Origin of the sequence: Rhizobium sp. RSm-3 (assembly GCF_001854685.1) — a bacterium.
Taxonomy (GTDB): Bacteria; Pseudomonadota; Alphaproteobacteria; order Rhizobiales; family Rhizobiaceae; genus Rhizobium; species Rhizobium ecuadorense.
This window is the reverse complement of the sequence record NZ_MAWZ01000002.1, coordinates 362,549-388,095: the sequence shown is the minus strand read 5'-3', so window position 1 is coordinate 388,095 and position 25,547 is coordinate 362,549. Positions and strand designations below refer to the sequence as shown.

The following is a 25,547-nucleotide window of genomic DNA, read 5'->3' as shown; positions in this document are numbered from 1 at the left end:
TTTCCAATCAGGTTTCGTTCAGATGCTCTGGATCATGCCGCCGTCGACGCGGATCACCGATCCGGTGAGATAGGAGGCGGGTTCGCTCGCCAGGAAGGCGACGACATTGCCGTATTCTTCCGGCCGGCCATAACGGCCGAGCGGAATGCCGCCGGTACTTTCAGCGATGACGTCATCGATGGATCGGTTTTCGCGCTTGGCCTTCTGCTCATCGAGGAAGGTGATGCGGCCGGTGGCAATGCGGCCCGGCAGGACGATGTTGACGGTGATGCCGTCGCGGCCAACCTCGCGCGCCAAGGTTTTCGACCATCCCACCAGCGACAGGCGCAGCGCGTTCGAGATGCCGAGATTGGGGATCGGCGCGACCACGCCCGACGAGGTCGAGGTGACGATGCGCCCCCATTTGCGCGCCCGCATCCCAGGCAGGACGCGATCGGCTATCGAGATGACGGAGAGCACCATGCTCTGGAAATACCGGTTCCAGACATCAGCGTCCTGGCCGGAGACCGTGGTCGGCGGCGGGCCACCGGTATTGTTGATGAGGATATCGACCGGTCCGACGTCACGTTCGATTGCGACGACATGCGCATCGATCGAGGCGAGATCGGCAAGATCCCATTGCAACGCCAGCGCCTTGCCGCCTTCGGATTCGATTGCCGCTGCGGTCTTTTGCGCGGCGGCGAGATCGATATCCGCAGCGACAATTCTGGCGCCTTCGCGCGCAAGCCTGGCGGCGATCGCACTGCCCAGTCCGCCGCCGGCGCCAAGCACAAGAGCTGTCTTATCCGTGAGGCCCAAATCCATGTCGCTCGTCTCCTCAGATGGTCGAGCCATCTTTCGGAGCATCGAACTGTAAATAAAATATCGCTTTTGCTTCGTTCAAGAGATAGAAAAACTATCGATGGACACGCGTTTTCTCGAAACCTTCATTGTCGTTGCCGAGCGGCACTCGCTGGCGCAGGCCGCCCAGCGGCTGAACCTGACGCCGGCCGCCGTCGCCCAGCGCATCCGTGCGTTGGAGGTTGAATTGGGGGTGCGGCTGCTGGTGCGCTCCGGCCGCGTCATGCGGCCGACCGAGGCGGGTTTTGCCATTCTCGAACGCTGCAGGGACCTGGTGCGCGATACACGCGACCTGAAAGCGATGGCCGGTACCGCGACGATCTCGGGCGAGATGCGGCTCGGCGCGATCAACACGGCTCTGACGGGTCTTGTTCCCGACATTCTCCACCGCCTTGCCCAGGATTTTCCGCTGATCGAGATCTTCATCCGGCCGGGTGCTTCGATGGATCTCTATACCGAGGTTCTGAACGGCGCGCTGGATGCGGCCTTCATCATCGAACCGCGATTTCCGATGCAGAAGACGCTGACCTTCAATACGCTGCGCCAGGAACCGCTCGTGCTGATCGCGCCGCGAAGCTTCCAGCGGGCCGATCCGCTCGAGCTGCTGAGGACCCAACCCTTCATCCGCTACGACCGCAACCAATGGGGCGGCCATATCGCCGACGAATATCTGCGCGAGATCGGCATTCGCCCCATCGAGCGTTATGAACTCGACGCGCTCGAGGCGATCGCGGTGATGGTCAATCGCGGTCTCGGGATCTCGATCGTGCCGGATTGGGCGCCGCCGTGGCCGGCTGGGCTCGATATCGTCAAGCTGCCCCTGCCGCGTGCGTCGACCATGCGCACGGTCGGCATCGTCGCGACGCGTTCGTCGCCGCGGGCAAACCTCATCGCCGCACTTCTGCAAACCAGCCGCGCGGCGATGGAAGCCTGATGGCTCAGGCGATCTTCTGCCGAACCGGCAGCTTCCAGCCGGGCCGGACGAAGTGGCAGGTATAGCCGTTCGGGATGCGCTCCAGATAGTCCTGATGCTCGGGCTCGGCCTCCCAGAAATCGCTCACCGGCACGACTTCGGTGACGACCTTGCCGGGCCACAGGCCCGATGCGTCGACATCGGCGATCGTATCCTTGGCGACACGCTCCTGCTCGGGGCTGGTATAGAAGATCGCCGAGCGATAGCTCGTGCCGACGTCGTTGCCCTGGCGGTTGCGCGTGCTCGGATCGTGGATCTGGAAGAAGAATTCGAGGATGTCGCGATAGCTGGTCTTGGCCGGATCGAAGATGATCTCGATGGCTTCAGCATGGGTCCCGTGGTTGCGGTAGGTCGCATTCGGCACGTCGCCGCCGGTATAGCCGACGCGGGTCGAAATCACACCGTTCAATCGGCGGACCAGGTCCTGCATGCCCCAGAAGCAGCCGCCGGCGAGCACTGCACGTTCTTCGGTCATTGGATGTCTCCTTGTTTGCCCAGAGATAGTGTCTCGTGCAGCCGATTTCCATAAGGCGCAATGAGACGCGGCCTTGCTATCGTCCCCAAGGGAAGATGAGGTCGGGGCTCCGTGGGCATTTCTACAATAATGCCGCTAAGGGAATTGAAGTTGTTTGGATTGAAGCGGTTCGCGCGGATCGGCCTGAGATAATCGCCGGTGGGCGCGATATGAGCCCATGGAAGCGGTGCGACCTGAGAAAGCAACTCGTCCGGAATAACGATACCCTGGCCTCGGACTCCCGGCCGTTTGCCGTATTTCGCATCGTATTCGAGGCTGGCTTCGCCGCCCAGGCGGCGGCGAAAGGATGGGTCTGCTGCGCATCGACCGGATTCTGAACATGATTGCCCGCGGCAACCGGACAAAGCAAACTACGCTCTCAAGCCAGCATCGACTGCTGGGCGGAGATACCTGCCGTCGCGCCCTGCGATATTGCCGTGGTGACCGAGTTCATGGCTGGGTTTGCGAGATCGCCGGCGGCGTAGATGCCCGCCATGCTGGTTTCGCGGCGCTCGTCGACCTTGAGGGCGATGCCGAAGGGCGTATTGACCGTGGCGAGGCCCAGTGAGTCATGCAGGCTTGCGGACGGCTTGTTGCGCGGATGCGCGAACAGGATATCGACCCCGGCATTGCGGCCGCTCTCGAGATTAACGGTGGTGATATGGCCCCGGTGATGGGCGATTTCGGCGATCCGGCCATCGACGACAGGGATGTTGCGGCGTGCCAGATCGGCGCGAATATCGGGTGCAATGTCGTGACCATCGGCGAAGACCGTCAACGTGTGGGTCCAATCCTGGTACAGCCGGACATAATTGTGCGACGGCGGGCCGGACCAGACGAGGCCCCAATGCTGGTCGGCGACCTCAAAGCCATCGCAATAGGGGCAGGGCACGATGGAGGTGCCCCAACTTTCGGCAAACCCGGGAACATCAGGCATCTGATCGGCAACGCCGTAGCTCAGGATCAGGCGGCGCGCCCCAAGGCTTTCGCCATCGCCAGTGATGACGGAGAAATTGTCGATGGTGCCGGAGATGCTGTCGGCTCGGGCATTGACCAGCTTGACCGTGGGATAACGCGTCAGTTGCTGCCGCGCCTCGGCCAGGATGTCCAGCGGTGGCTTGTGATCGTGGCCGAGCAGACCATGCGAGTGGCCGGCGAAGCGATTGCGCGGCAGGCCGGTATCGAGAACGGTGACCCTGCGGCGGGCACGGCCGAGCTGCAGGGCGGCGGCGAGACCGGCAAAGCTGCCGCCGATGATAATGACGTCATCCATGGTGATAAGCTCCGTATTGCGGATGGAGGGGGTTGAGCTGCGGTTGGCGCGCAATATCGTCCAGCGACTCACGCCCGAGACGGGTAGCGCGCAGGGCTTCGGCATCGGCGAGAAAGTCGCCCATCACTGTTTTGGCCGTCGGCACAATGCCGCATTCGATATCGCCGGGCGGCCAGGGGAACCTTGATTTGGAGGACAGCATAAAATCCACTCTTTGACTTGCATAGTTTTGATACTGCATGGTATCGTAAAGCATGAATAACGATACTGTCAAGGATCCTAATGGTCGTGACCGAAAATAGTCGAGGTCGGCGCGGCCGGCCAGCCAACGAGGCGCTTGGCCAAACGATAGTCGACGCAGCATACGAACTCTTTGTGGAATTGGGTTTTCAAGCGACGACCTTGGACAAGGTCACCCAGCGAGCGAAGATATCCAAGCTCAGCATCTATCGGCACTTCGAGAACAAAGAGGCGCTGTTCAGCGCGGCCATCGCGGACCGCTGCCATCAGTTTGCACCACAGGCCCTTTTTGAAGGCGTCGACGGTTCGGCCGAAGAGCAGCTCATGGCGGTGGGATCATCCCTCCTTCGCACGCTGTTGAGCCCGGACGTCCGCAGTGTCGAAGCCATGGTCATGGCCGACAAGACGAATCAAAAGTCGTTAAGCAAGCTCTATTACGAAGCCGGCCCCGCCCATGTCATCGCCCAAATCGAGGCCCTGTTGCGTCAGTTGCACGCGAAGGCGGTTCTGAACGTGCCCGATCCTCTCCAGTCCGCCCGCTTATTTGGCGCGCTTTTCAAAGGATCCGATCTCCTGATTATTGCGCGCTTCGATCAGGCAAGGGCAGAAGACGACAACGAAATCGAATCCTATTGCCGGTCGGCCGTCGCCATGTTCATCGCCGCGCACGGTGGCAGCGACCACGCGGGCGGATAGCCTAGTCAAGAACGGATCAGAACAAGGTTATGGCATCATGGCAGAGAAAAATGTTTATCAGGTAGCCGACTGGAATGGCCCAAGCGGGGAGCGCTGGGTCGCTTACCAGGCCCGGCTCGATGCCATGATGGCGGTGTTCGGCCAAGCCGCGATCGAAGCCGCCGCGCCCGCCACGGGTGAGCGCGTGCTGGACGTCGGCTGCGGCGCGGGGGCGTCTAGCCTGGATTTCGCCGCCCGCGTCGGCGCGGGGGGCCAAGTGCTGGGCGTAGACATATCCGAACCGCTGATCGGCAGAGCGCGCGCGTTAGCGCCGCAGGATATGCCGGTCCTGTTCCAGGTGGCCGACGCCAGCAGCACCGAGTTGCCCGAGGGCGCGTTCGACATCCTGTTCTCGCGCTTCGGCGTGATGTTCTTTGACGATCCGACAGGGGCGTTCGCCCATATGCGCCGTGCGCTCAAGCCGGGCGGGCGGGTCGCTTTCGTCTGCTGGCGCGGCGCGGCCGAAAACGATTGGGTGCGCCTGCCGATGGGCGCGATCAAGGGCATCGTCCCGCCGACGGCGCCGCCCGATCCCGAAGGGCCGGGCCCATTCTCGTTCGGCGACCGGGGGCGGGTGGCGCGTATTCTGACGGTGGCCGGCTTCACCGATATCGCTATCGCGCCCTTCGATGCTTCCATCCCGTTCGGCGAGGGTGGGACGCGGGCCGCGGCGATCGACGACGCGGTGGAGATGATACTCAAGGTCGGCCCTCTGTCGCGCGTTCTCGCTGATCAGCCCGACGACATCCGCGCCCGCGCCTCGGCCGCGGTTCGTGCCGTCTTCGCGGACCGCCCCGGCGAGCGATCGGTGATGCTCGAGGGCGCGGCCTGGATCGTCACCGCGCGCAATCCGAGCTGACGGGGATTAACAGGGGAGACGCCCCGTCTCGATGGCGCGGCATCGGCCGTGCCGCGAGGAGCGCAGAGGAGGCAGGGCGGCGGGCTTGTGTCCCAGGTCGCACCGCTGCCATTGGTTTATATCGCGCTCATCGGCGACTACCTCTGGAACGAAATTGACCGCCCCCTAGAACGATTCAGGCCAATCCGGGCCAACCACTTCAATCCAAACAAGTCAATTTCCCGCAGCGGAAATGCCCACAGATCCCCAGGTCAATCAGGCTTTGATACGGAAGCCTTCTTTGAGCCAGGGGTGCAGCACCTTGCTGGCGGCAAGGATATCGCCCTTCCCGTCGACGGCGGCGCCGGAAAAACGGGTGACGATGCCGCCCGCCTCCTCGACCATCAGCGCCGAGGCGCCGAAATCATGGATCGAAAGACCGTCCTCGAAGAATCCATCCAACCGGCCGCAGGCGACATAGGCGATCGACAGCGCCGCCGAGCCGAGGCGGCGCACGCCTGCCGTGTTGGCCATCAGCCGTTTGATCGCGTCGAAATAGGTCTCTTCTGCCACCGCCTGCACTTGGCCGGGGATCGGCAGGCCGGCGCCGATGAGGACGTTCTCGATGTCGCCGACATCGGAGCAACGGATGCGCTGGCCGTCGAGATACGCGCCGCCGCCGCGCTCGGCGCTGAACAGCTCGTCCTGCATGGCGTCGTAAACGACGCCGGCGACCAGCCTGCCGCCTTCGGCAATTGCGATCGTCATGCCGAAATGCGGGAGGCCCCAGGCGTAGTTGGTGGTGCCGTCGATCGGATCGATGTAGATGATCGGCGTTTCCGGCCCGGCCGTGCGATTGCCGACGGCTTCCTCGCCCTGGATGGCGTAATCCGGGAAGGCCTTCACCATCTCGTCGACGATGATCCGCTCGACCGCGACATCGATCTCGGTCTGGTAGTCGCGCGGCGCCTTGGCAAGCATTTCCCGAGAGGTTCGCCGCCGCAGCGAGACGCGGGCGGTTTCGCCGGCCTTCACGACCGTTTCGGCAAGCACGAGGAGGCGGGATGACGCGGCCGGGGAAAGGCGCGATGAAATCGGGGAGGATGCCATGAAGAAAATCCGGATGCTGCAGATGAACGGAATGACGCGTGCGGGAGCAATCCCTTCGCAGAGGCGGATGATGGTTTTATGAAGCCGTCAGCGCCCCGGCGCTGTCGATGTTATACCAGACGGTCCGTCGATGCATCGAAGAGATGGATCTGCCCCGGGTCGATCGAAAGTCCGATCCTGTCTCCCGTCTTGACCCTGTCGCGGCGGGTCTCGACGATCGTCAGCTCCGGCTGGGTCTCCGCGACGATGAAGGTCGACGAGCCGGTCGATTCGACGAAGGCGATGGGCACGTCGAAACTGCCATGCCCGGGCTCGACAACGCCGATATGTTCCGGCCGGATACCGGCGACGAGCTTGCGTCCCGGTTCAAGGGCGCGAAAGGTCGCGAGCTTCGGCTTTACCGCGCCGAAATCCAGCACCAGGCTCGTCCCATCTTCGGCGACGATCGCGGGAATGAAATTCATCGCCGGCGAGCCGATGAAGCCCGCCACGAACCGGTTTGCCGGCCGATCGTAGAGATCGAGCGGCGCGCCCTGCTGCTCGATGATGCCGTCGCGCATCACCACCACATGGTCGGCCATCGTCATCGCTTCCACCTGGTCGTGCGTGACATAGACGAAGGTGGCGTTCAGTCGGTCGTGCAGCGACCGGATTTCCTTGCGCATATGGACGCGCAGCGCCGCATCGAGGTTGGACAGCGGCTCGTCGAACAGGAAGGCCTTGGGATGGCGGATGATGGCGCGGCTCATGGCGACACGCTGGCGCTGGCCGCCGGAAAGCTCGCGTGGGTAACGTTTCAGCAGATGCGAAAGACCCGTCGTCGCCGCCACTTCCTCGGCTGCCTTTTTGGCTTCCGCCTTGGCGATGCCGCGAATGCGCAGGCTGTAGGTCAGGTTCTCCTCGACCGTCATGTGCGGATAGAGCGCATAAGACTGGAAGACCATGGCGACGTCGCGCTTGCGCGGCGGCACGCCGTTCATCAGCTCGCCGGCGATCCTCAAATCTCCGGTCGAAATGCTTTCAAGGCCGGCAAGCGAACGCAGCAGCGTGGACTTGCCGCAGCCGGAGGGGCCGACGAGCGCGACGAAGGTGCCCTTGGCGATCGACAGGTCGATGTTCTTCAGGGCGTGGAAGGCGCCGTAATATTTGTTGACGCCTCTGAGCTCGATCTGCGTGGTCATTTGAGGGCTCCAGAGGTGAGGCCGGATACGATGCGGCGCTGCAAGAGAACGAAGATGGCGAGGATCGGCGTCACATACATCGTGGCGTAGGCCATGATGTTGTTCCACTCGTTGGTGTTCGGCCCCATGAAGGAGTTGAGGCCGACGCTTGCCGGCTGAAGGTCGACCGCCTGGATCATCGACTTCGAATAGACGAATTCGCCGAAGGCCTGCATGAAGATCAGGATGGCGCTGACGAGGATACCGTTGCGGGCGAGCGGCAGCACGATGTTGAAGAAGGCGCCGACGCGCGAATTGCCATCGACAAGCGCCGCCTCCTCCAGTTCCTGGGGAACGCTCATGAAGGTGGCGCGCACCAGGATGACGAAGAAGGGCATGCTTTTGGCCGCGACCGCGATGATGACGGCAAGCCGCGGCGTGGAGAGCATCCCGATCTGCGAGAAGCCGACAAAGATCGGCGTGATCATCAGCGAGGCCGGCAGGACCTGCAGCATCAGGATCAGGAACAGGCCGATGTCCACCCAGACGTTGCGGTATCGGGCCAGCACATAGGCGCAGCCGACGCCGAGCACGGTGATCAGCGCCATGGAACCGAGAGCGATGACCAGCGAATTCCAGAGGTAGCGGCCCATGTCGCGGCTTTCCCACACATAGGTGTAGGTGCCCCATTGGGGTGCTGCCGGCCAGAAGCTCGGTGGCGTCGCGAACATCTCCGAGCCGCTTTTCAGTGCGGTGATGTACATCCAATAGAGCGGGAAGAGATAGATCGCCGCCATGACGATCGATATCGCCAGCATCAGCCGGTCGCGATTGGTCGTCGTCATCCGCGCACCTCGTGACGTGTGGAGCGGACATAGACGACGGAGGCGAACATCACGAAGACGATCATGATGACGGAGATCGTCGCGCCCTTGGCGAAATCATATTGCCGGAAGGACAGGTCCCAGGCCCAATATTGGGTGACGTTGGACGAATTGTTCGGCCCGCCCGAGGTGATCGCGGCGAAGAGATCGAACTGCTGCAGGGTGAAGATCAGGCCGAGCGCGATGATGGCGCCGATCGTCGAGCGCATCATCGGCAGCGTGATCGTCCAGAAACGCTGCCAGACATTGGCGCCGTCGAGTTCGGCGGCTTCGTAGAGATCGGCGGGAATGCCGGCAAGGCCGACGGACAGCAGGATCATGTTGAACGAGGTGCCGAGCCAGATATTGGCGATGATGACGGCATAGAGCGAATAATGCGGGTCCGAGCGCCAGAAGATGTTGCCGGAGATGATGCCGCCTTCCCTGAGGATGAAATTCAGCACGCCGAAATCGCCCGAGAGAATCCAGTTCCAGATGGCGCCGACGACGAGGCCAGGCATCACCCAGGAGACGAGGAACAGGCCGCGCATCCATGAGGCGCCGGGAAAATTGACCCAGAAGAACAGCGCCAGGCCGAAGCCGATCAGGAACTGGCCGGCGATGGAGCCGGTGACGAAGATGATGGTATTGTAGAGGATCGGCAGCGTTTCCGGCTGCGCGAAAAGGTCGGTGTAATTCTTGAAGCCGACGAAGGGGCGTGAGAAGGTTCCGAGGCTGAACATGTCGACCTCCTGGAAACTCATCACCACGTTGTAGATGAGCGGCAGCCCCGCCATCAGGAACAGAAAGCCGAGCGGGAAAGCGACGAGCACGATGTCGAAACCGCGGCCGTCCCTGACGCTCATCAGGATCCTCTTCATGCGTCCTCCGATGCTCCGATCGGGGCCGCCTAGCGCGTGACGCGGAAGACGGCCCCTGCCGGGAGGAAATGGTTGATGGCCTTCGCCATCGGTGGGTAGTCCCCTTCTCCCCGCTGGGGAGAAGGTGGCGGCAGCCGGATGAGGGGGCGGCAGGCTCGGCGTTTGCTGTTCTTCACTTGCGTTCAGAACGTTCGTAGCTTTCGCTCCTCACCCCCACATCTGCCCTTCGGGCATCTTCTCCCCGCTGGGGAGAAGGGGGAAGCCGCCGATGATCAGCCTAAGACCGCCTTGATCTTGTCCGCGGCCTGGTCGAGCGCGTCCTTCGGGCTCATCTGGCCGGTCAGCGCCGCCTGGATGGCGTCCTGGATTGCCTTGGAGATCTTCGGCCATTGCGGATGCGGGCCGCGCGGCTTGGCGTATTTCAGCTGTTCGAGGAAGACCTTGAGGGCGGCGTCCTTCAGCGGCTGGCCGCTTTCGGGGATCGAGATGTCGGAACGGGCCGGAAGCTGGCCGAAATTCTTGAACATCTTGTCGTCCTGCGAGGCGAAATATTCGAGCGCCTTGAAGGCTTCGGCCGGATGTTTGCTGCTGGCGAAGATCGCCCAGTTGAAGTCGCCCATGGCCGACGAGCGCTCAGCCCCTTCCTTGGGAACCGGAAGCAGGGTGACGCCCCAGTCGAATTTCGCTTCCTGCGTCATGCGGTCGAGTTCCCAGGGGCCGGAGATCGCCATGGCCGCATTACCGGAGTTGAACGTGCCTGTGGAATCCCACTGGCCGCGCGTCAGCGTATCGGGAGAAGCGAGCTTCTCGTCCATGATCGTCTTCCAGATCCCGAGCGCCTTCACTGCGCCGTCGGCATTGATATGCTCATAGCTGCCGCCGCCCATCTGCGCCCAGGGCAGGAACTGGAAGGTGCCCTCCTCATTGGCCTTGGCTGAGAAAGCGAGACCGTAGATGTTTTTGGCGGGGTCGGTCAGCTTGCGCGCATCCTCGACCAACTCGTCCCAGGTCTGCGGCGGCTTCGCCGGATCGAGGCCCTTGGCCTTGAACATGTCCTTGTTATAGTAGAGCGCGATGGTGTTCGTCGCCTTCGGCACGCCGAAATATTTGCCCTCCCATTCGACCGACTTCAACGGCCCGGGGAAATAATTGTCCGGCTTGATGACGGTCGACTTGGCGATCATGTCGGTGAGGTCGAGGAAGGCGCCGCGCGACGAGAACATCGCATGCTCCGGATTGTCGACGGCGATGATATCGGGCGCCTGACCGGTGGCATAGGCGCGCATGGCCTCGGTGACGACGTCGTCGAACTGGATCAGCCGATATTCGATCTTGATGCCGTTGTTCTGGGCGTTGAATTCCTTGACGAGGTTCGGCGCCGGCTGGGTGTCCTTATCCAGCGACCAGAGCGTCAGCGTGACGTCCTCGGCCTTGGCCGAAAGGCCGAAGAGCGAAACGCCTGCAAGCGCCAGAGCGCCGAGAATTGCATATTTGCGGATAGCCATGGTTCTCCTCCTTTGTGGTTATCCCCGGTTCCGGCAATTCCTCCTTGCCGGAAACGATATCATCAGACCGGATCGACGACGAATTCGCCGCCCCGGGCATGCTTGAGGTGGTTGAGCGCATAGACCTGGCCGGTCATTTCGAGTTCATCGCGATAGACCGGGTCGTGCCAGCCTTCGATGTCGATCGAGCCGGACCAGCCGGCAAGGCGCAGCTCGGAAATAATGTCGGTCCAGTTGCTGTCGCCGAAGCCCGGCGTGCGCATGAAGACGAATTTCTCCTTGCCGAAGATGCCGTGTTCCTTGATGACCTCCCAGCGGATGGTCGCGTCCTTGCCGTGGACGTGGAAGAATTTGTGCGCCCATTTGCGGATCTGCGGCATGGGGTCGATCAGATAAACCATCTGATGGCACGGTTCCCATTCCAGCCCGATATGATCATCCGGCGTCTCGTTGAAGATCAGCTCCCAGGCATCAGGATTATGGGCGATGTTCCAGTCGCCGCTTGCCCAGTTGCCGTCCATGGCGCAGTTCTCGAAGGCGATCCTGATGCCCTTGTCGGCGGCACGCCTGGCGAGTTCGCTCCAGATCTGCTTGTAGCGGCTGAGGCTGTCCGTCAGCGGCTTGCCCCGGATGCGGCCGGTGAAGCCGGCGACGCAGGTCGCACCGAAATGATGGGCATTGTCGATGCAGTCCTTCCAGCCCTGCAACGTCTCCAGGTCGATGGCGCTCTCTTCCAGAGGATTGCCGAACATGCCGAGCGTCGAGATGGTGATGTCGCGGTCGCCGATCGCATCGAGGCAGCGCTTGCCAAGTTCGGCGAGGTTCTGCCCCTTGGTCGTCTGCCAGAAGAAGGGTTCGAAGCTTTCGAAGCCCAAGTCGGCAATCTGGCCGATGCGCGTGGCGGCATCGCCCTTGTTGCCGCTGACCATGGTGCCGATGCGAATGGATTTTGCAGGGTTGCTCACGTCACGTCTTCCTATGCTGAAATTTCGATGCGCTTGCCCGTCTTGGCGCTTTCGATGGCGCCGAAGACCATGGCGAGGCTTCTGATATTGTCGGAATTGACCGTTTCGGGCTGTTTGCCGGTGCGGATTGCCGCGATGAAATCGGCGATGACGCTGGCATGGCCATGGGTTTCCGCGTCATGTTCCGGACCGGGAACGTTTACGGCAGCAGAGCCGCGCAAAAGCCCGGGCTCCTCGCCGGCGACGGTCGCCTTGAAACTCTCCTCGCCGTCCCAGGTGAGCATCCCCTTCGAGCCGACGAGACGCCACTGGCTTTCCCAACTGGTGCGCTCGCCCTCGGCGCACCAGGAGCCGCGATAGGTGAAGACGATGTCGTCGGAGAATTCGAAGATGGCATTGGCCGAGGCGCCGTGGCGATACCACGATCCCTTCGGATTGCGCTCGACGCAATAGACGGTGAGCGGCTTCCTGTCGGCGACGTAACGCGCGGCATCGAAGGTGTGGATCGCCATGTCGAGCAGCAGCACATTGTCCATTTCTTCACGGAAGCCGCCGAAATGCGGCGCGAGGAAGAAATCGCAATGAATGCCGGTGAGTTCACCAATCGCGCCGCTATCGACGAAACGGCGCAGGCGCCGGATGCCGGAGATGAAACGGCGGTTCTGAATGACGGCGTGGATGCGGCCGGTTTCGGCAGCAAGGTCGATCAGCGCGGCGCCCTCGGCAAGCGAGGCGGCCATCGGCTTTTCGCTGAGCACATGGCAGCCGGCCTTGAGCGCCGTCGAAACAACATCGTAGCGGGCGGCGGGAATGACGATGTCGAAGACCAGATCGGCCTTGGTGGCGGCGATGACCGCGGAGAGATCCGAACCGATGACGGCGCTGTCGAGTCCGAACTCGGCAGCGAGCTTTTCGGCCGTCTCGCGATTGAGGTCGACGAGGCCGACAATGGTGATGGAGTCGGCGAGATCAGGGTTGGACGCGATGGCGCGCAACCAACCTTTGGACATAGCTCCGCACCCGCACAGAATGGCACTGAATTTCACGATTTCCTCCAAGGAATGGCGCCAACTCTCCTCGTGACACGCACTCCGTAAACGTTTACGAATGTTGGCGGAAACATTTTGCGATGTCAAGAGACGCCAAATGCGAAATTACGCATGGGAAGGAAACGCAGCCGATGAAAGGGATTCGCCAGCTTGCCGAACACCTGGATATTTCGATCGGTACGGTTTCCCGGGCGCTGAACGGCAAGCCCGATGTCAACGAGGAAACGCGGCGGCGCGTGCTGGCGGCGGCCGAGGAGCTGGGCTACGTCGCCAACCAATCTGGCCGGAGCCTGAGGCAGGGAGAGACGAAGGTCATCGGGTTGATGATCGAATCCAGCGCGGAGGCGGTCGAAAATGCCGACAACTTCTTTCTCGGCGTCACCAGCGGGTTGCAGAGCGTCTTTGCCCGCCATAAGCTCGACCTGATCATGCTGCCCTGCCCGAGCGACGAGGATCCGCACGAATATCTGAAGCGGATCGTGGCGCGCCGGATCGTCGATGCGATGATCATCTCGAATATGCAGCGCATCGACCGGCGCATCGATCTTCTGTCGCGGGCAAAGATCCCCTTCGTTGCGGTCGGCCGCAGCCTTTCCCCCGGCAATTTCCCCTGGATCGATCTCGATTTCGAAGGCGTGGCCGACCGTGCTGTTGAACGGCTGGTCGCGCGCGGCCATCGCCGGATCGCGATCACGGCGCCGTCGAGCGAGGTTAACCTCGGCTATGTCTTTATCGAGAGCTATCGCCGCGCGCTCGCGCGGCACGGTATCGCCTTCGATCCGTCGCTCGTCATCCGCGTCAAATCGAGTGAACAGGGCGGCTACCAGGCGGCCCATGAGCTGCTGCTCCTCGAAGAGCGGCCGACGGCGGTGATCCTGATCTACGAGCTGATGGCGATCGGCCTCTACCGCCGCCTGATGGAAACGGGCGTCGTGCCCGGCCGCGACCTTGCCGTGATCGGCTTCCGCGATGCCCCGCGCGCACGGTTCCTGAACCCTTCGCTCAGTTGCTTCCGTATGTCGCTCTATGATCTCGGCGTCGCACTCGGACAGACGCTTCTCGCCAATGTGCCGGCCTATCGCGCGTTCTATCCTGATGCCGGCCGCAACGTCGTCTGGCCGCTCGAATTGATGCCGGGGGAAAGCGACGCGTTTGAGATCGGGACGGCGAAAAGGAGTTCGAGCCCGAGCGGTTGACACGCCTCAAGTGGGGGCTGTGAAAAACCGGTTCTCCGGCCGCGGCAAACCAAGATGCTCGCGCAGCGTCGTGCCTTGATATTCGCTGCGGAACAGGCCGCGGCGCTGAAGCTCCGGAATCAGTCGCTCGGTGACGTCAAGAAGACCCTGCGGCAGATAGGGGAAGACGATATTGAAGCCGTCCGAGCCTTCCTCCTCCAACCAGCGTTCCATCTCGTCGGCAATGCTTGCAGGTGTGCCGACGAAGGCGAGGCCCGCATAGCCGCCATAGCGCTGCGCCAGCTGGCGGACGGTCAGCTTCTCCTCGGCGGCAAGTTTCAGCACCTGGGCGCGGCCAGTCTTGCTGGCATTGGTGTCGGGAATATCGGCCGGCAGCGGCGCGTCGGGATCGAAGTCGGAAGCGTCATGGCCGAGTGCGATCGAAAGCGAGGCGATGGCGCTGTCGTAATGCACGAGGCTGTCGAGAGTGGCGCGTTTGGCCCGTGCCGCCTCGATCGTATCGGCGACGATAACGAAGGCTGCGGGCAGGATCTTCAGATGGTCGCGGTTGCGGCCGATCGTTTCCATGCGTCCCTTGATATCGGCATAGAGCGCCTTGCCGGCGGCAAGATCGCGCGGCGAACAGAAGACCATTTCGGCAGTCTCGGCGGCAAGCTGGCGGCCGGGATCAGATTGGCCGGCCTGGACGATGACAGGCCAGCCCTGCGGTGGCCGGGCGATATTAAGCGGCCCGCGGACGCTGAGCTCCTCCCCCTTGTGGCCGAGCACATGCATCTTGTCGGGATCGAAGAACAGGCCGCTTTCCCGGTCGCGGATGAAGGCATCGTCGGCGAAGCTGTCCCACAGTCCGGTCACGACATCGTAGAATTCCCGGGCGCGATGATAACGCTCGCCGTGCTCTACATGTTCGTCGAGGCCGAAGTTCAGCGCGGCATCGGGGTTGGACGTGGTGACGATGTTCCAGCCGGCGCGGCCGCCGCTGATGTGATCGAGCGAGGCGAAACGCCGGGCGATATGATAGGGCTCGTCGAATGTGGTGGAAGCGGTGGCTACGAGGCCGATACGCTCCGTCACGGCGGCCAGCGTCGACAGCAATGTGAAGGGCTCGAAGGAGGTGACCGTGTGGCTGCGCCTGAGCGCCTCGACCGGCATGTTGAGCACGGCGAGATGGTCGGCCATGAAGAAGGCGTCGAATTTCGCCCGTTCCAGCGCCTGCGCGAAGGATTTCAGATGGGCGAAATTGAAGTTGGCGTCGGGGTAGGAACCGGGATAGCGCCAAGCGCCGGTATGCAGGCTGACGGGGCGCATGAAGGCGCCGAGGCGCAATTGCCGTGAACGGGTCATGATTTTCCTCATGGATCGGGCAAGGCGGCCGCCTGCTCCGCATTGGGCGTTTTTCCATCGGTGCGGCGACGCACCTGACATTGGTTACGTAGGAGGGCGCCGAAATCAAATCGAGGCCGGGAAGGCGGAAATCTCATCGTCCCCCGGGCGCGTCGCCGCGCGAAGGTTGGACCGAAACCCTAATCCCGGCCGCCGAAGGCCGATAAGCAAACACTTTTTATTTTCTATCGCATCTATAGAATTTGTAATCTTATCTCGACGCTAGATTTCTTTCACCGATAGGATTGTCAGAATTGGAGACATCGATGAATACCGTGCTGAGGCAAGCAGATCAGATCCGGCCCGTGGCCGACCGTATCGGCAGCGATGAGGAAGCGATCGCAACCGCCCGCAGGCTGGCGGCGCAATTTGCAGCGCGTGCTGCCGAGCGCGACGCCGACCGGATCCTGCCTTTCAGCGAACTCGACCTGCTCGCGCAGTCCGGCCTTCTGGCGATCACCGTGCCGGCGCAATATGGCGGCCTCGACGTTTCGAACGCGGTGCTTGCCGAGATCACCGCGATCCTGTCGCAAGCGGACGGTTCGATCGGCCAGATCCCGCAGAACCATTTCTATATTCTCGAGGCGCTCCGCACCGACGGCAGCGAGGAGCAGCAGCGCTATTTCTTCGGCCGGGTGCTTGCCGGCGACCGTTTCGGCAATGCGCTTTCCGAACGCGGCACGAAGACGGTCGGGCACTACAACACGCGCATCAGCCGCGACGGTCCGGGCTACCGGATCAACGGCCGCAAGTTCTATTCCACAGGCGTGCTCTTCGCCGACTGGATCACCGTCTTCGCGCTTGATGCGGAGGAGCGGCTGACCATGGCCTTCGTGCCGAAGGGCACCGAAGGCGTCGAGATCGTCGACGACTGGGACGGCTTCGGCCAGCGCACCACCGGCAGCGGCACGACTGTGCTCGACAATGTCTATGTCAGCGCCGATTCCGTCGTCTTCCATCATAAGGGCTTCGAGCGCCCGACGACGATCGGCTCCGTCGGCCAGATCATCCATGCCGGCGTCGATCTCGGCATTGCACGCGCGGCTTTCGCCGAAACGCTTGATTTCGTCAGGACGAAATCGCGCCCCTGGATGGATAGCGGTCTCGACCGCGCCTCCGACGATCCACTGACGATCGCTAAGGTCGGGCAGATCGCCATCCGGCTCGAAGCCGCGACCGCCCTTGTCGAGCGCGCCGGACACAAGGTCGATGCCGCACAGGTCGAGACGACGGAGCAGAAGGTGATCGAGGCAACGCTTGCGGTCGCCGCGGCCAAGGTGCTGACAACAGAGGTGGCGCTCGAGGCTTCGAACACGCTCTTCGAGCTTGCCGGAACCTCGTCGGTACGGGCTGGCCTCAATCTCGACCGCCATTGGCGCAATGCCCGCACCCATACGCTGCACGATCCCGTGCGCTGGAAATATCACGTCGTCGGCAACTACCATCTGAACGGTGTGACGCCGCCGAAGAACGGTGCGCTCTGAGTTTGCATCTCATGCAAATGAAAAAAAACCACCGCCGGCGCCGGCGGTGGTTTTTTTCTTTCGACGGTCGGCCTGTGCCTCAGCTGTAGAGGCTGACCTCCGGTATCCTGTCGTTCAGCACGAATTCACCGACTTCCTTCGCCTTGTAGAAGACCGGATCATGCAGTGTGTGAGTGCGGACATTGCGCCAGAACCGGTCGAAGCGGTATTTGTCCGCCGTCGAGCGCGCACCGGTCAGTTCGAAGACGCGCGAGGTGATGTCGAGCGAAACATGGGTGGCATGGACCTTGGCGGCATAGGCTTCCGCCGCCGCTTCGCCGCGCTCGCGCGCCGTCACGTCGCGGCCGCGGGTAAGGCCGGCCTGCACGGCGGCTGCCGCACTGTCGGCAAGGGCGGCCGAGGCCTTCAGGGCTGCGGTGAATTCGCCGACGCGTTCGAGGATATAGGGGTCGTCGGCTGCCCGCTCGACGCCTGACGTAATCCACGGCCGGGTCGTGGTGCGGACATAATCGACGGCTGCCTGCAGCGCGCCTTCGGCGGTGCCGAGATAGAAGTTGACGAAGACCAGCTGAATGAACGGTGTGTTGAAGGTCGACAGCACCGGCGGCGGCGCATCGGCTGCTGCGGGTGCGCCGACGAAATCCTCCTCGTAAACAGGAAAATCGTGGAACTCGACGCTGCCGCTGTCGGAGAGGCGCTGGCCGATATTGTCCCAGTCGTCATTGGCGATGTAGCCTGGGCGATCTGTCGGCACGGCGAAGCCGGCGATCTTGTCGTCGAGCGCCGCATTGGCATTGATGTAGTCGGAAACCCGCGCCGCGGTCGAGAAGGACTTGCGCCCATTCAGCACGTAGCCGTTGCCGCGGCGGGTCAGCACCAGGCCGGGGTCGCGGGGATTGACGGCCGCACCCCAATAGAGGTTCTTCGCCACCGTCTCGCTGCCCAGCGCATGGGCGCGCGCAGAATCGAGAGCCCAGTAGACGTACTGGCTGTTGACGAAGTGGTAGCCAAGCAACTGGCCGATCGAGCTCTCGCCGCGGGCGAGGATGCGCACCAGCCTCAGCCCGTCGACCCAGTCAAGGCCGCCGCCGCCGATCTCTTTGGGATGCAGCGCATTGAGCAGCCCGGCATTCTTCAGCTTGACGATTTCCGCAAGCGGCGGGCGGCCGTCGCGGTCGAGCTCGGCGGCGCGCTCGGAAAGGTCGACCGAGATGGTCTCGGCACGGGCAAAGAGGTCTTCTCGCGTCAGGTTGCGGGGGGCCGCGAAGACGACATTGGACTGGCTCATGGGCGGAACTCCAATTCTTCAAAAGATGATCCGGCGCGAGCCGCACGCTCCCGCCGGAAGGATCGAGCAGAAACGTCTCAGAACAGCTTGTCCGGGATCCAGCTGGCGGTCGCGGCGTCGCTGGTGCTGAAGGCCGGGATCTTCTCAGCCAGATCCTCGATTGTCTTGACGCCGGCCGCGCGCAGGCTCTCCTGGGTCAGCAGCGTCGGCTTGACGGTGATCTCTCGGGGAACCGTCTGGCCGGCGATTTCGAGGGCGGCGGCGCGGATGGAGACGGCGCCGACGACAGCCGGATTGGTCGCGACGGTGGCCACCCAAGGGCTGCCTTCCTCGGTGATCTCCTGGATATCGGCTGTGGAAACGTCGGCCGAATAAATCTTGAGCTTGCTTGATATGCCAAGATCGTTGGCGGCGAGCTTCACGCCGCGGGCGAATTCGTCATAGGGGGCGAAGACCACCGAAATATCGGGATTGGCGGTGAGCGCAGCCTTCGCCTGGTCGGCGGTCGAGGTCGCCGTCGTATCGCTGACATTGCCGAAGCGAGCCTTTTCGACCACGCCGGTATTTTCGGACTTGAACTTGTCCCAGACTTCGTTGCGGCGGTCGAGCGGCGCAAAGCCTGCGACATAGACGTATCCCGCCTTGAAGTCCTTGCCGTTGTCCTTCACCGCCTGCTCGAGGGCCAGCGAGGCAAGCTCGTGATCGCTCTGCTCCACCTGCGGAATTTTAGGGTTGTTCAGGTTGACGTCGAAGGCCACGACCTTGATGCCTTTGTCGAGGGCCTGCTGGACGACGTCGCCGAGCGATTCAGGCAGGCCGTGGTCGATGACGATGCCGGAGACGCCGAGATTGATCGCCTGCAGGATCTGTTCGCGCTGCTCGGCGGCATCCTGCCGGCCGGGGAAGACGCGCAGGTCGATATCCAGAGCCCTGGCCTGGGCCTCGGCGCCCGCCTGGTAGGCCTGAAAGAAATCACCGGCGGAGATGTAGCTGATCAGCGCCACCTTGACCCCACCCTTGTCGAAGGGAGCCGGAGCGCCGGACAGGCCGTCGGCCTGCGCGCCCTGAATGAAAATGAACGGAATGACGGCAGCGGAGAGTGCGAGCCGTGCGAGGGATTTCATCGTCGCGTTCCTTCTAACAATCGGAGGCGTCGTCTGACAGGTCTCAGCCCCCGCGACGCGTCGATTTATTAGATATAATATCTATGCTTTTAGTAGATTAAATGATCCGATTTTGCGGGCTGCGGGAGATTCTTTGTTTCGCTGGCGCAGTTCGCCAGGGAAATGCGTGCCTGGAATTCGACCGCCCGAACGAGGCACACTTCCGAGACAAATGCAGTCCCGGATCTTGTCGATGCCGCTTCTTCACGTTGAAAACATAACCCGCAGTTTCGGTTCGACGCGCGCGCTTGCCGGCGCCGATCTTCTGATCGAGCGCGGCGAGATCGTGGCACTGATGGGCGCAAACGGCGCGGGCAAATCGACGCTGGTCAAGGTCCTTTCCGGCGTGCTTTCGGCCGATGGCGGCACCGTCCGTCTCGATGACCGCCCCTTCGCGCCGCGCAGTCCGGCCGAAGCGGCAAGGTCCGGCGTCGTCACCGTGCACCAGTCGACCGATCTGGTCGGCGCCGCTGGATTGACCGTCGCCGATGCCCTGCTTCTCAACCGCTTCGCCGATCGCAGCACGCCCTTCTTCGTCTCGCGCGCCGGCATTCGCCGCGCCGCACAGGCGATGCTCGATGCTGCCGGTTTCAGCCTGCCGCTCGATCGCGATTTCGGCGACCTCACCAGCGCCGACCGGCAACTCGTGGCGATCGCACGCGCGCTCGCCAATCGCGCCGATCTCCTCATTCTGGACGAGCCGACGGCGAGCCTATCCGGAGAGGAAAGCCGCCGACTTTTAGATATTCTGCTCCAGCTTCGCAGCCGCGGCCTGGCGATCCTCTATATCTCGCATCGCACCGCCGATCTCGAAGCCATCGCCGACCGCGCGCTCGTCATGCGCGGCGGCTGTGTCGTCGGCACCTTCGCGCGGCCGATCGATTTTTCAGCCGCCATCGAGACGATGATCGGCCGCAGGCTGTATGCGGCGCGGCCGGATGCGCGGCCCGCGGCGGGGCCGGCGATTTTCGAAATGCGCGATATCAGCCTGCTGCCCGGAAGTGCGACCTTCGATCTGTCATTGCACGAAGGCGAGGTGGTGGCGGTCACCGGCGTGCTCGGCGCCGGCAAGAGCCGGCTGCTGCAGGCTATCTTCGGCGTGACGGCGCTTGAGGGTGGCGCGATGTATCTCGACGGCCGGCCCTACCGGCCGAAAAGTCCGGCCGAAGCGATCGCGGCGGGTGTTGCGATGGCAGCGGAAGACCGTCACCGGTCCTCGTTGATGCCGCCGGCCTGGCCTGGCCATTCGCTGGCGGCGACGATCAGCCTGCCGCATCTTTCCAAATGGTATCCGCATGGTTTTCTTGCCGGCGGCCGAGAACGGCGCGAGGCCGAACAGGCAATAACCCGTTTCGGCATCAAGGCCGCCGGCCCGCTCGCGTCGATCTGGTCGCTGTCCGGTGGCAACCAGCAGAAGGCGGTGATCGCCCGCTGGGAGGCGGAACCAAGCCGGCTGCTGCTGCTCGACGAACCGTTCCAGGGCGTCGACGTCGGCGCCCGCCATGACATCATCCGGGCAATCCGCTGCCGCACCGACCGGGCGACGCTGATCGCGACCTCCGATCCCGAGGAGGCCTATGAGGTGGCCGACCGCATCCTGGTCATCGACCGCCACGTGTTGGAACCCGCTGCAGGCGGCTTTGCCGCTCTTTCCGCCATTCAGGGAATTTCCGCATGACGACGATCGACAACGACACTCTTTCCCAGGCAAGCACGTGGGCAAAGACGCTGCCTGAAGCCGAGAGCGGCCGCCTCGCCGCTCTCGGGGCCTTCCTGCGGGCGGGCGCTGTGTTCATTCTGCTTGCGGCTCTCGTCGTCGGCTTCACCATCGCCGAGCCCGCCTTCATCAATATCGCCAATCTGATGAGCATCCTGCAGGCGGTGTCGGTGGTCGCCATCCTCGGGGCCGGCGTCACCGTCACGCTCGCCGTCGGCGGTTTCGACCTGTCGATCGGCGCCGTTGCCGCATCGAGCGTGATGGCCGCGAGTTACGCGATGATCGTCTGGGGTCTCGATGCCTATGCGACGGTGCCGCTGGTGCTCGCTTTTGGCGCCCTGATCGGGCTCGTCAACGCCTTCCTGATCGTGCGCTTGAGGGTGCCCGATCTTTTGGCGACGCTGGCGATGATGTTCCTGCTTTCCGGCCTGCAGCTGATCCCGACGGCCGGCCGGTCGATTTCAGCAGGCCTCACCTTGCCCGACGGCACGAAGGCGACCGGGGCCTATGACCCGGCCTTCCTGCTGATCGGCCGCTACAGCATCCTCGGCACCCTTCCCGTTTCCGTGGTGCTGATGGCGGCGGTCGCCGTTGCGCTCTTCGTGCTCACCGAACGCACCCGCATCGGCCGACTGCTGTTTGCGACCGGCGGCAACGAGGTCGCCACCCGGCTCGCAGGGGCCTCGACCGTCAGGCTGAAGACCCTCGCCTATGTGCTGTCGGGCACGCTGGCCTCGCTCGGCGGCATCGTGATCGCCGCCCGCGTCGGGCGCGGCGACATTTCCTCCGGCGGCTCGCTGCTGATGGATTCGGTCGCCGCCGCGCTGATCGGTTTTGCCGTTCTCAACCTGCGGCGCCCGAACGTGCTCGGCACCATTGCCGGCGCCGTCTTCGTCGGCGTGCTCCTGAATGGCCTCACCATGCTGAACGCCCCCTATTACACCCAGGATTTCGTCAAGGGCGCCGTGCTCGTCGGAGCCTTGGCCCTGACCTACGGCCTCGGCCGCAGCAATCCTTAAATTCCAAGGAAGAAAGACATGACCCGCCAAATCAGGCTGAACGCCTTCGACATGAATTGCGTCGGACACCAGTCGCCGGGGCTCTGGCGCCATCCGCGCGACAAGTCCTGGACCTATAAGGATCTCGACTACTGGGTGCATCTGGCAAAGACGCTGGAGCGCGGCAAGTTCGACGGGCTGTTCATCGCCGACGTGCTCGGCGTCTACGATGTGCTGAACGGCAATGTCGATGCGGCCCTTCGCCATTCGGCGCAGGTGCCGGTCAACGATCCGCTGCAGCTCATCCCGACCATGGCTTACGCGACCGAACATCTCGGCTTCGGCCTGACGGCCTCGCTCTCCTTCGAGCATCCCTATACTTTCGCCCGCCGTATCTCGACGCTCGACCATTTGACCAAAGGGCGCGTCGGCTGGAATATCGTCACCTCCTATCTCAACAGCGGTGCGCTCAATATCGGCCAGCCGGCACAGACGAAGCATGATGATCGCTACGATCTCGCCGAGGAATATCTGGAGGTCTGCTACAAGCTCTGGGAGGGTAGCTGGGAGGATGGCGCCGTCGTTCGCGACCGGGAAGCCGGCATCTTCACTCACCCCGACAAGGTTCATCCGATCGGTCATTCCGGCAGACATTTCAACGTGCCCGGCATTCACCTGAGCGAGCCCTCGCCGCAGCGAACCCCGGTTCTCTACCAGGCCGGCGCTTCCAGCCGCGGCAAGGATTTTGCCGGCGCCCATGCCGAATGCATCTTCGTGGCGTCGCCGTCGAAACCCGTGCTCAAGCGCTACGTCGCCAATGTCCGCGAGGCGGCCGAGCGCGTCGGCCGCAACCCGCGCGAAATCCTCGCCTTCAACCTGCAGACTGTCATTCTCGGCGAGACCGATGCCGAGGCGCAGCGCAAGTTCAACGAATACCGCAAATACGCGTCCTTCGAGGGCGCGCTGACGCTGATCTCCGGCTGGACCGGCATCGATTTCGGCCAGTTCGGACCGGACGAGGTGCTGCGCCACCGTCATACCAATGCGGTGCAATCGGCCGTCGAGACCTTCACCACCATCGATCCGACCAAAGAATGGACGGTGCGCGAAATGGCCGACTGGGTTGGTGTTGGCGGTTTCGGCCCTGTTTTCGTCGGCTCGCCTCAGACCGTCGCCGATCTGATGCAGGAATGGATCGAGGATACCGATGTCGACGGCTTCAACCTCGCCTATGCCGTGACGCCCGAGAGTTTCGAGGATGCTGTGGATTTGCTGGTGCCGGAACTGCAAAAGCGCGGCGTCTACAAGAAAGAATATGCCAAGGGCACGCTGCGGGAAAAGCTTGGGGGAGCGGGACCGCGGCTTGTTGCGCCGCATCCCGGTGCCGCCTATCGCGATCTCTTCAGCGAGCCAAAACGCCTCGCCGCAAGCGGCTGAGCAAATAATGGCTGGGTGACAAAAAATGTCTCGCAGAGCCCTGCCATTTCGAATTTAACTTCTATGACTATGGCGTTTCGCCCTGAATATGGGCGCTAGAACAGGATGATTTTAGGCGCGGTTGGCCTAAAATCTGAATCCTGTTCTAAATTAAAGAGTTAGAGCATGATGTTGTCCGAAAACCGCTTACACTTTTCGGCATCATGCTCTGGGGTTTGATCGATCAGGAGGGGTCATGACCGTACCATCTATCTCGCGCCGCACGCTGATGAAGGGCACCGCCCTGCTGCTGGCTTCGACGGCGCTTGCCCGCCAAGCGCCGGCGCAGGCGGCACCCGCCGGTGGCCGGCTGATCGTTGCGGCCGATTCCGAGCCGAAGAACCTCAATCCCGCCATCGTCGCTTCGAACGGCGTCTTTTTCATCGCCAGCAAGGTGATCGAACCACTGGCCGAAGCCTCGTTCGACGGCAAGGACGGGCTTGCGTCGCGGCTTGCCACCTCCTGGGAGGGCTCGGCCGACGGCCTTTCCGTCACCTTCAAGCTGCGCGACGGCGTCACCTGGCATGACGGCCAGCCGTTCACCTCGCTCGATGTCGCCTTCTCCGCCCTCAACATCTGGAAGCCGCTGCAGAATCTCGGCCGCCTGGTCTTCGCCAATCTCGAAGCGGTCGATACGCCGGATGATTACACCGCCATCTTCCGCTTCTCCAAGCCGACGCCGTTCCAGCTGATCCGCAATGCCCTGCCCGTCGTCACCAGCGTTGTCGCCAAGCACATCTTCGACGGTTCCGACATCGCCACCAATCCTGGTAATAATAAGCTGGTCGGCACCGGCTCGTTCAAATTCGCCGAATACAAGCCCGGCGAATATTACCGGCTGACGCGCAATGAGAACTATTGGGACAAGGACCAGCCGAAACTCGACGAGATCGTCTTTCGCGTGCTGCCCGACCGCGCCTCGGCGGGTGCAGCGCTCGAAGCCGACGAAATCCAGCTCGCCGCCTTCTCGGCCGTGCCGCTCGCCGATCTCGACCGCCTCTCCAAGGTCGACGGCATCAAGGTGATCTCCAAGGGTTACGAAGCCTTGACCTACCAGCTCGTCGTCGAGATCAATCACCGCCGCAAGGAGCTCGCCGACCTCAGGGTCCGCCAGGCGATCGCGCAGGCCATCGACAAGAAATTCGTCGTCGACACGATCTTCCTCGGTTATGCCGCCGCTTCGACCGGGCCGGTGCCGAAGAATGCGCCGGAGTTCTATACCTCAGATGTCGCGACCTATGATTTCGACCCTGCCGCCGCCAACGATATTCTCGACAAGGCAGGGTACAAACAAGGCGCGGACGGCAACCGCTTCAAGCTGAAGCTGCGCCCCGCGCCCTATTTCAACGAGACCCGGCAGTTCGGCGACTATCTTCGCCAGGCGCTCGCCGTGATCGGCATCGATGCGGAGATCGTCAATGCCGATGCGGCCGCGCACCAGAAGGCGGTCTACACAGATCACGATTTCGACCTTTCCGTCGGTCCGCCGGTCTTCCGCGGCGATCCGGCAATCTCCACCACCATTCTCGTTCAATCCGGCACGCCGGATGGGGTGCCCTTCTCCAACCAGGGCGGCTACGTCAATCCGGAGCTCGACAAGATCATCAAGCAGGCCGCCGAGACCGTCGATACGGCGGCGCGCACCGATCTCTACCGCAAGTTCCAGCAGCTCGTCGTGGCCGATCTGCCGCTGATCAACGTCGCGGAGTGGGGCTTCATCACCGTCGCCCGTGACACCGTGCTCAACGTCTCGAACAATCCGCGCTGGGCCGTCTCGAACTGGGGCGATACCGCGCTGCAATCGTGATAGAGCAATTCCAGCAAAAGTGTGCCGCGGTTTTGCGTTCGGAATTGCGTAAAAACAAAGATAGATCGGCGGCAATTCTCTTCCGGAGG

23 protein-coding genes are annotated in these 25,547 nt (G+C 62.7%); 9 read left to right on the top strand and 14 right to left on the bottom strand.

What is annotated here, in order from left to right; translation table 11 throughout:
* Nucleotides 1–18: 18 nt before the first annotated feature.
* Nucleotides 19–804 carry an SDR family oxidoreductase gene (locus BBJ66_RS04990; RefSeq protein WP_071085389.1) on the bottom strand — a complete coding sequence of 262 codons (786 nt, stop codon included), beginning with the start codon at nt 802–804 and terminating at the stop codon, nt 19–21.
* 97 nt (nt 805–901) lie between these two features.
* Here BBJ66_RS04990 and BBJ66_RS04985 point away from each other — a divergent pair, with 97 nt between their 5' ends.
* The gene (locus tag BBJ66_RS04985) at nt 902–1,774 is read left to right on the top strand and encodes a LysR family transcriptional regulator (RefSeq protein WP_071085387.1); all 873 of its coding nucleotides are present in this window, start codon (nt 902–904) and stop codon (nt 1,772–1,774) included.
* Nucleotides 1,775–1,778: 4 nt separating this feature from the next.
* Here the strand turns inward: BBJ66_RS04985 and msrA are convergent, their stop codons facing one another.
* The 3 genes from msrA to BBJ66_RS04965 all read right to left on the bottom strand — a co-directional run bounded on the left by msrA (nt 1,779) and on the right by BBJ66_RS04965 (nt 3,856).
* Entirely contained in the window at nt 1,779–2,288 is a 510-nt protein-coding gene (gene msrA / locus BBJ66_RS04980; RefSeq protein WP_071085385.1) for a peptide-methionine (S)-S-oxide reductase MsrA, read from the bottom strand.
* Nucleotides 2,289–2,706: 418 nt separating this feature from the next.
* Nucleotides 2,707–3,600 (bottom strand): NAD(P)/FAD-dependent oxidoreductase, encoded by an 894-nt coding sequence (locus BBJ66_RS04970; protein ID WP_071085381.1) that lies wholly within the window; start codon nt 3,598–3,600, stop codon nt 2,707–2,709.
* A complete protein-coding gene (locus tag BBJ66_RS04965; protein ID WP_071085378.1) occupies nt 3,593–3,856 on the bottom strand; it encodes a hypothetical protein in 264 nt (87 codons plus the stop codon). Before BBJ66_RS04965 ends, BBJ66_RS04970 begins: the two co-directional genes overlap by 8 nt.
* A gap of 32 nt (nt 3,857–3,888) precedes the next feature.
* Here BBJ66_RS04965 and BBJ66_RS04960 point away from each other — a divergent pair, with 32 nt between their 5' ends.
* Entirely contained in the window at nt 3,889–4,536 is a 648-nt protein-coding gene (locus BBJ66_RS04960) for a TetR/AcrR family transcriptional regulator (RefSeq protein WP_049731598.1), read from the top strand.
* Between the two features lie 37 nt (nt 4,537–4,573).
* Entirely contained in the window at nt 4,574–5,434 is an 861-nt protein-coding gene (locus tag BBJ66_RS04955) for a class I SAM-dependent methyltransferase (RefSeq protein ID WP_071085375.1), read from the top strand.
* 255 nt (nt 5,435–5,689) lie between these two features.
* On the opposite strand, the gene BBJ66_RS04950 is transcribed toward BBJ66_RS04955, so the two are convergent.
* The 7 genes from BBJ66_RS04950 to BBJ66_RS04920 form a co-directional block, all read right to left on the bottom strand.
* Entirely contained in the window at nt 5,690–6,523 is an 834-nt protein-coding gene (locus BBJ66_RS04950; RefSeq protein WP_071085373.1) for an inositol monophosphatase family protein, read from the bottom strand.
* A gap of 110 nt (nt 6,524–6,633) precedes the next feature.
* Nucleotides 6,634–7,704 carry an ABC transporter ATP-binding protein gene (locus tag BBJ66_RS04945; RefSeq protein WP_071085371.1) on the bottom strand — a complete coding sequence of 357 codons (1,071 nt, stop codon included), beginning with the start codon at nt 7,702–7,704 and terminating at the stop codon, nt 6,634–6,636.
* Complete coding sequence (locus BBJ66_RS04940; protein ID WP_049731567.1) at nt 7,701–8,528, bottom strand: carbohydrate ABC transporter permease; 828 nt, start codon at nt 8,526–8,528, stop codon at nt 7,701–7,703. Before BBJ66_RS04940 ends, BBJ66_RS04945 begins: the two co-directional genes overlap by 4 nt.
* A complete protein-coding gene (locus BBJ66_RS04935; protein WP_049731566.1) occupies nt 8,525–9,427 on the bottom strand; it encodes a carbohydrate ABC transporter permease in 903 nt (300 codons plus the stop codon). The genes BBJ66_RS04940 and BBJ66_RS04935 overlap by 4 nt, the downstream gene beginning before the upstream one ends.
* A gap of 272 nt (nt 9,428–9,699) precedes the next feature.
* The gene (locus BBJ66_RS04930; RefSeq protein ID WP_049731565.1) at nt 9,700–10,932 is read right to left on the bottom strand and encodes an ABC transporter substrate-binding protein; all 1,233 of its coding nucleotides are present in this window, start codon (nt 10,930–10,932) and stop codon (nt 9,700–9,702) included.
* Between the two features lie 62 nt (nt 10,933–10,994).
* Nucleotides 10,995–11,897: a sugar phosphate isomerase/epimerase family protein gene (locus BBJ66_RS04925; protein WP_049731564.1), complete on the bottom strand. Its 903-nt coding sequence runs from the start codon at nt 11,895–11,897 to the stop codon at nt 10,995–10,997.
* 11 nt (nt 11,898–11,908) lie between these two features.
* A complete protein-coding gene (locus BBJ66_RS04920; RefSeq protein ID WP_071085736.1) occupies nt 11,909–12,943 on the bottom strand; it encodes a Gfo/Idh/MocA family protein in 1,035 nt (344 codons plus the stop codon).
* Between the two features lie 134 nt (nt 12,944–13,077).
* Here BBJ66_RS04920 and BBJ66_RS04915 point away from each other — a divergent pair, with 134 nt between their 5' ends.
* Nucleotides 13,078–14,142 carry a substrate-binding domain-containing protein gene (locus BBJ66_RS04915; protein ID WP_049731563.1) on the top strand — a complete coding sequence of 355 codons (1,065 nt, stop codon included), beginning with the start codon at nt 13,078–13,080 and terminating at the stop codon, nt 14,140–14,142.
* A gap of 6 nt (nt 14,143–14,148) precedes the next feature.
* On the opposite strand, the gene BBJ66_RS04910 is transcribed toward BBJ66_RS04915, so the two are convergent.
* Nucleotides 14,149–15,486 carry an LLM class flavin-dependent oxidoreductase gene (locus BBJ66_RS04910; protein WP_071085369.1) on the bottom strand — a complete coding sequence of 446 codons (1,338 nt, stop codon included), beginning with the start codon at nt 15,484–15,486 and terminating at the stop codon, nt 14,149–14,151.
* A 305-nt stretch (nt 15,487–15,791) separates the two neighbouring features.
* Between BBJ66_RS04910 and BBJ66_RS04905 the strand changes: the two genes are divergently transcribed.
* Nucleotides 15,792–17,009, top strand: coding sequence for an SfnB family sulfur acquisition oxidoreductase (locus BBJ66_RS04905; protein WP_071085367.1), 1,218 nt, complete (start codon nt 15,792–15,794; stop codon nt 17,007–17,009).
* A 79-nt stretch (nt 17,010–17,088) separates the two neighbouring features.
* Here BBJ66_RS04905 and BBJ66_RS04900 read toward each other — a convergent pair whose 3' ends face one another.
* The gene (locus BBJ66_RS04900; protein WP_071085364.1) at nt 17,089–18,297 is read right to left on the bottom strand and encodes an acyl-CoA dehydrogenase family protein; all 1,209 of its coding nucleotides are present in this window, start codon (nt 18,295–18,297) and stop codon (nt 17,089–17,091) included.
* Between the two features lie 77 nt (nt 18,298–18,374).
* Complete coding sequence (locus tag BBJ66_RS04895) at nt 18,375–19,421, bottom strand: substrate-binding domain-containing protein (RefSeq protein ID WP_049731559.1); 1,047 nt, start codon at nt 19,419–19,421, stop codon at nt 18,375–18,377.
* Nucleotides 19,422–19,653: 232 nt separating this feature from the next.
* Here BBJ66_RS04895 and BBJ66_RS04890 point away from each other — a divergent pair, with 232 nt between their 5' ends.
* The 4 genes from BBJ66_RS04890 (at nt 19,654) to BBJ66_RS04875 (ending at nt 25,458) form a co-directional block, all read left to right on the top strand.
* Nucleotides 19,654–21,138, top strand: a complete 1,485-nt coding sequence (locus tag BBJ66_RS04890) for a sugar ABC transporter ATP-binding protein (RefSeq protein WP_071085734.1) — start codon at nt 19,654–19,656, stop codon at nt 21,136–21,138.
* Nucleotides 21,135–22,196: an ABC transporter permease gene (locus BBJ66_RS04885; RefSeq protein WP_049736368.1), complete on the top strand. Its 1,062-nt coding sequence runs from the start codon at nt 21,135–21,137 to the stop codon at nt 22,194–22,196. Before BBJ66_RS04890 ends, BBJ66_RS04885 begins: the two co-directional genes overlap by 4 nt.
* Nucleotides 22,197–22,214: 18 nt before the next feature.
* Nucleotides 22,215–23,612, top strand: a complete 1,398-nt coding sequence (locus BBJ66_RS04880) for an LLM class flavin-dependent oxidoreductase (protein WP_071085362.1) — start codon at nt 22,215–22,217, stop codon at nt 23,610–23,612.
* A 235-nt stretch (nt 23,613–23,847) separates the two neighbouring features.
* The gene (locus BBJ66_RS04875; RefSeq protein ID WP_071085360.1) at nt 23,848–25,458 is read left to right on the top strand and encodes an ABC transporter substrate-binding protein; all 1,611 of its coding nucleotides are present in this window, start codon (nt 23,848–23,850) and stop codon (nt 25,456–25,458) included.
* The last annotated feature ends 89 nt before the right edge of the window (nt 25,459–25,547 follow it).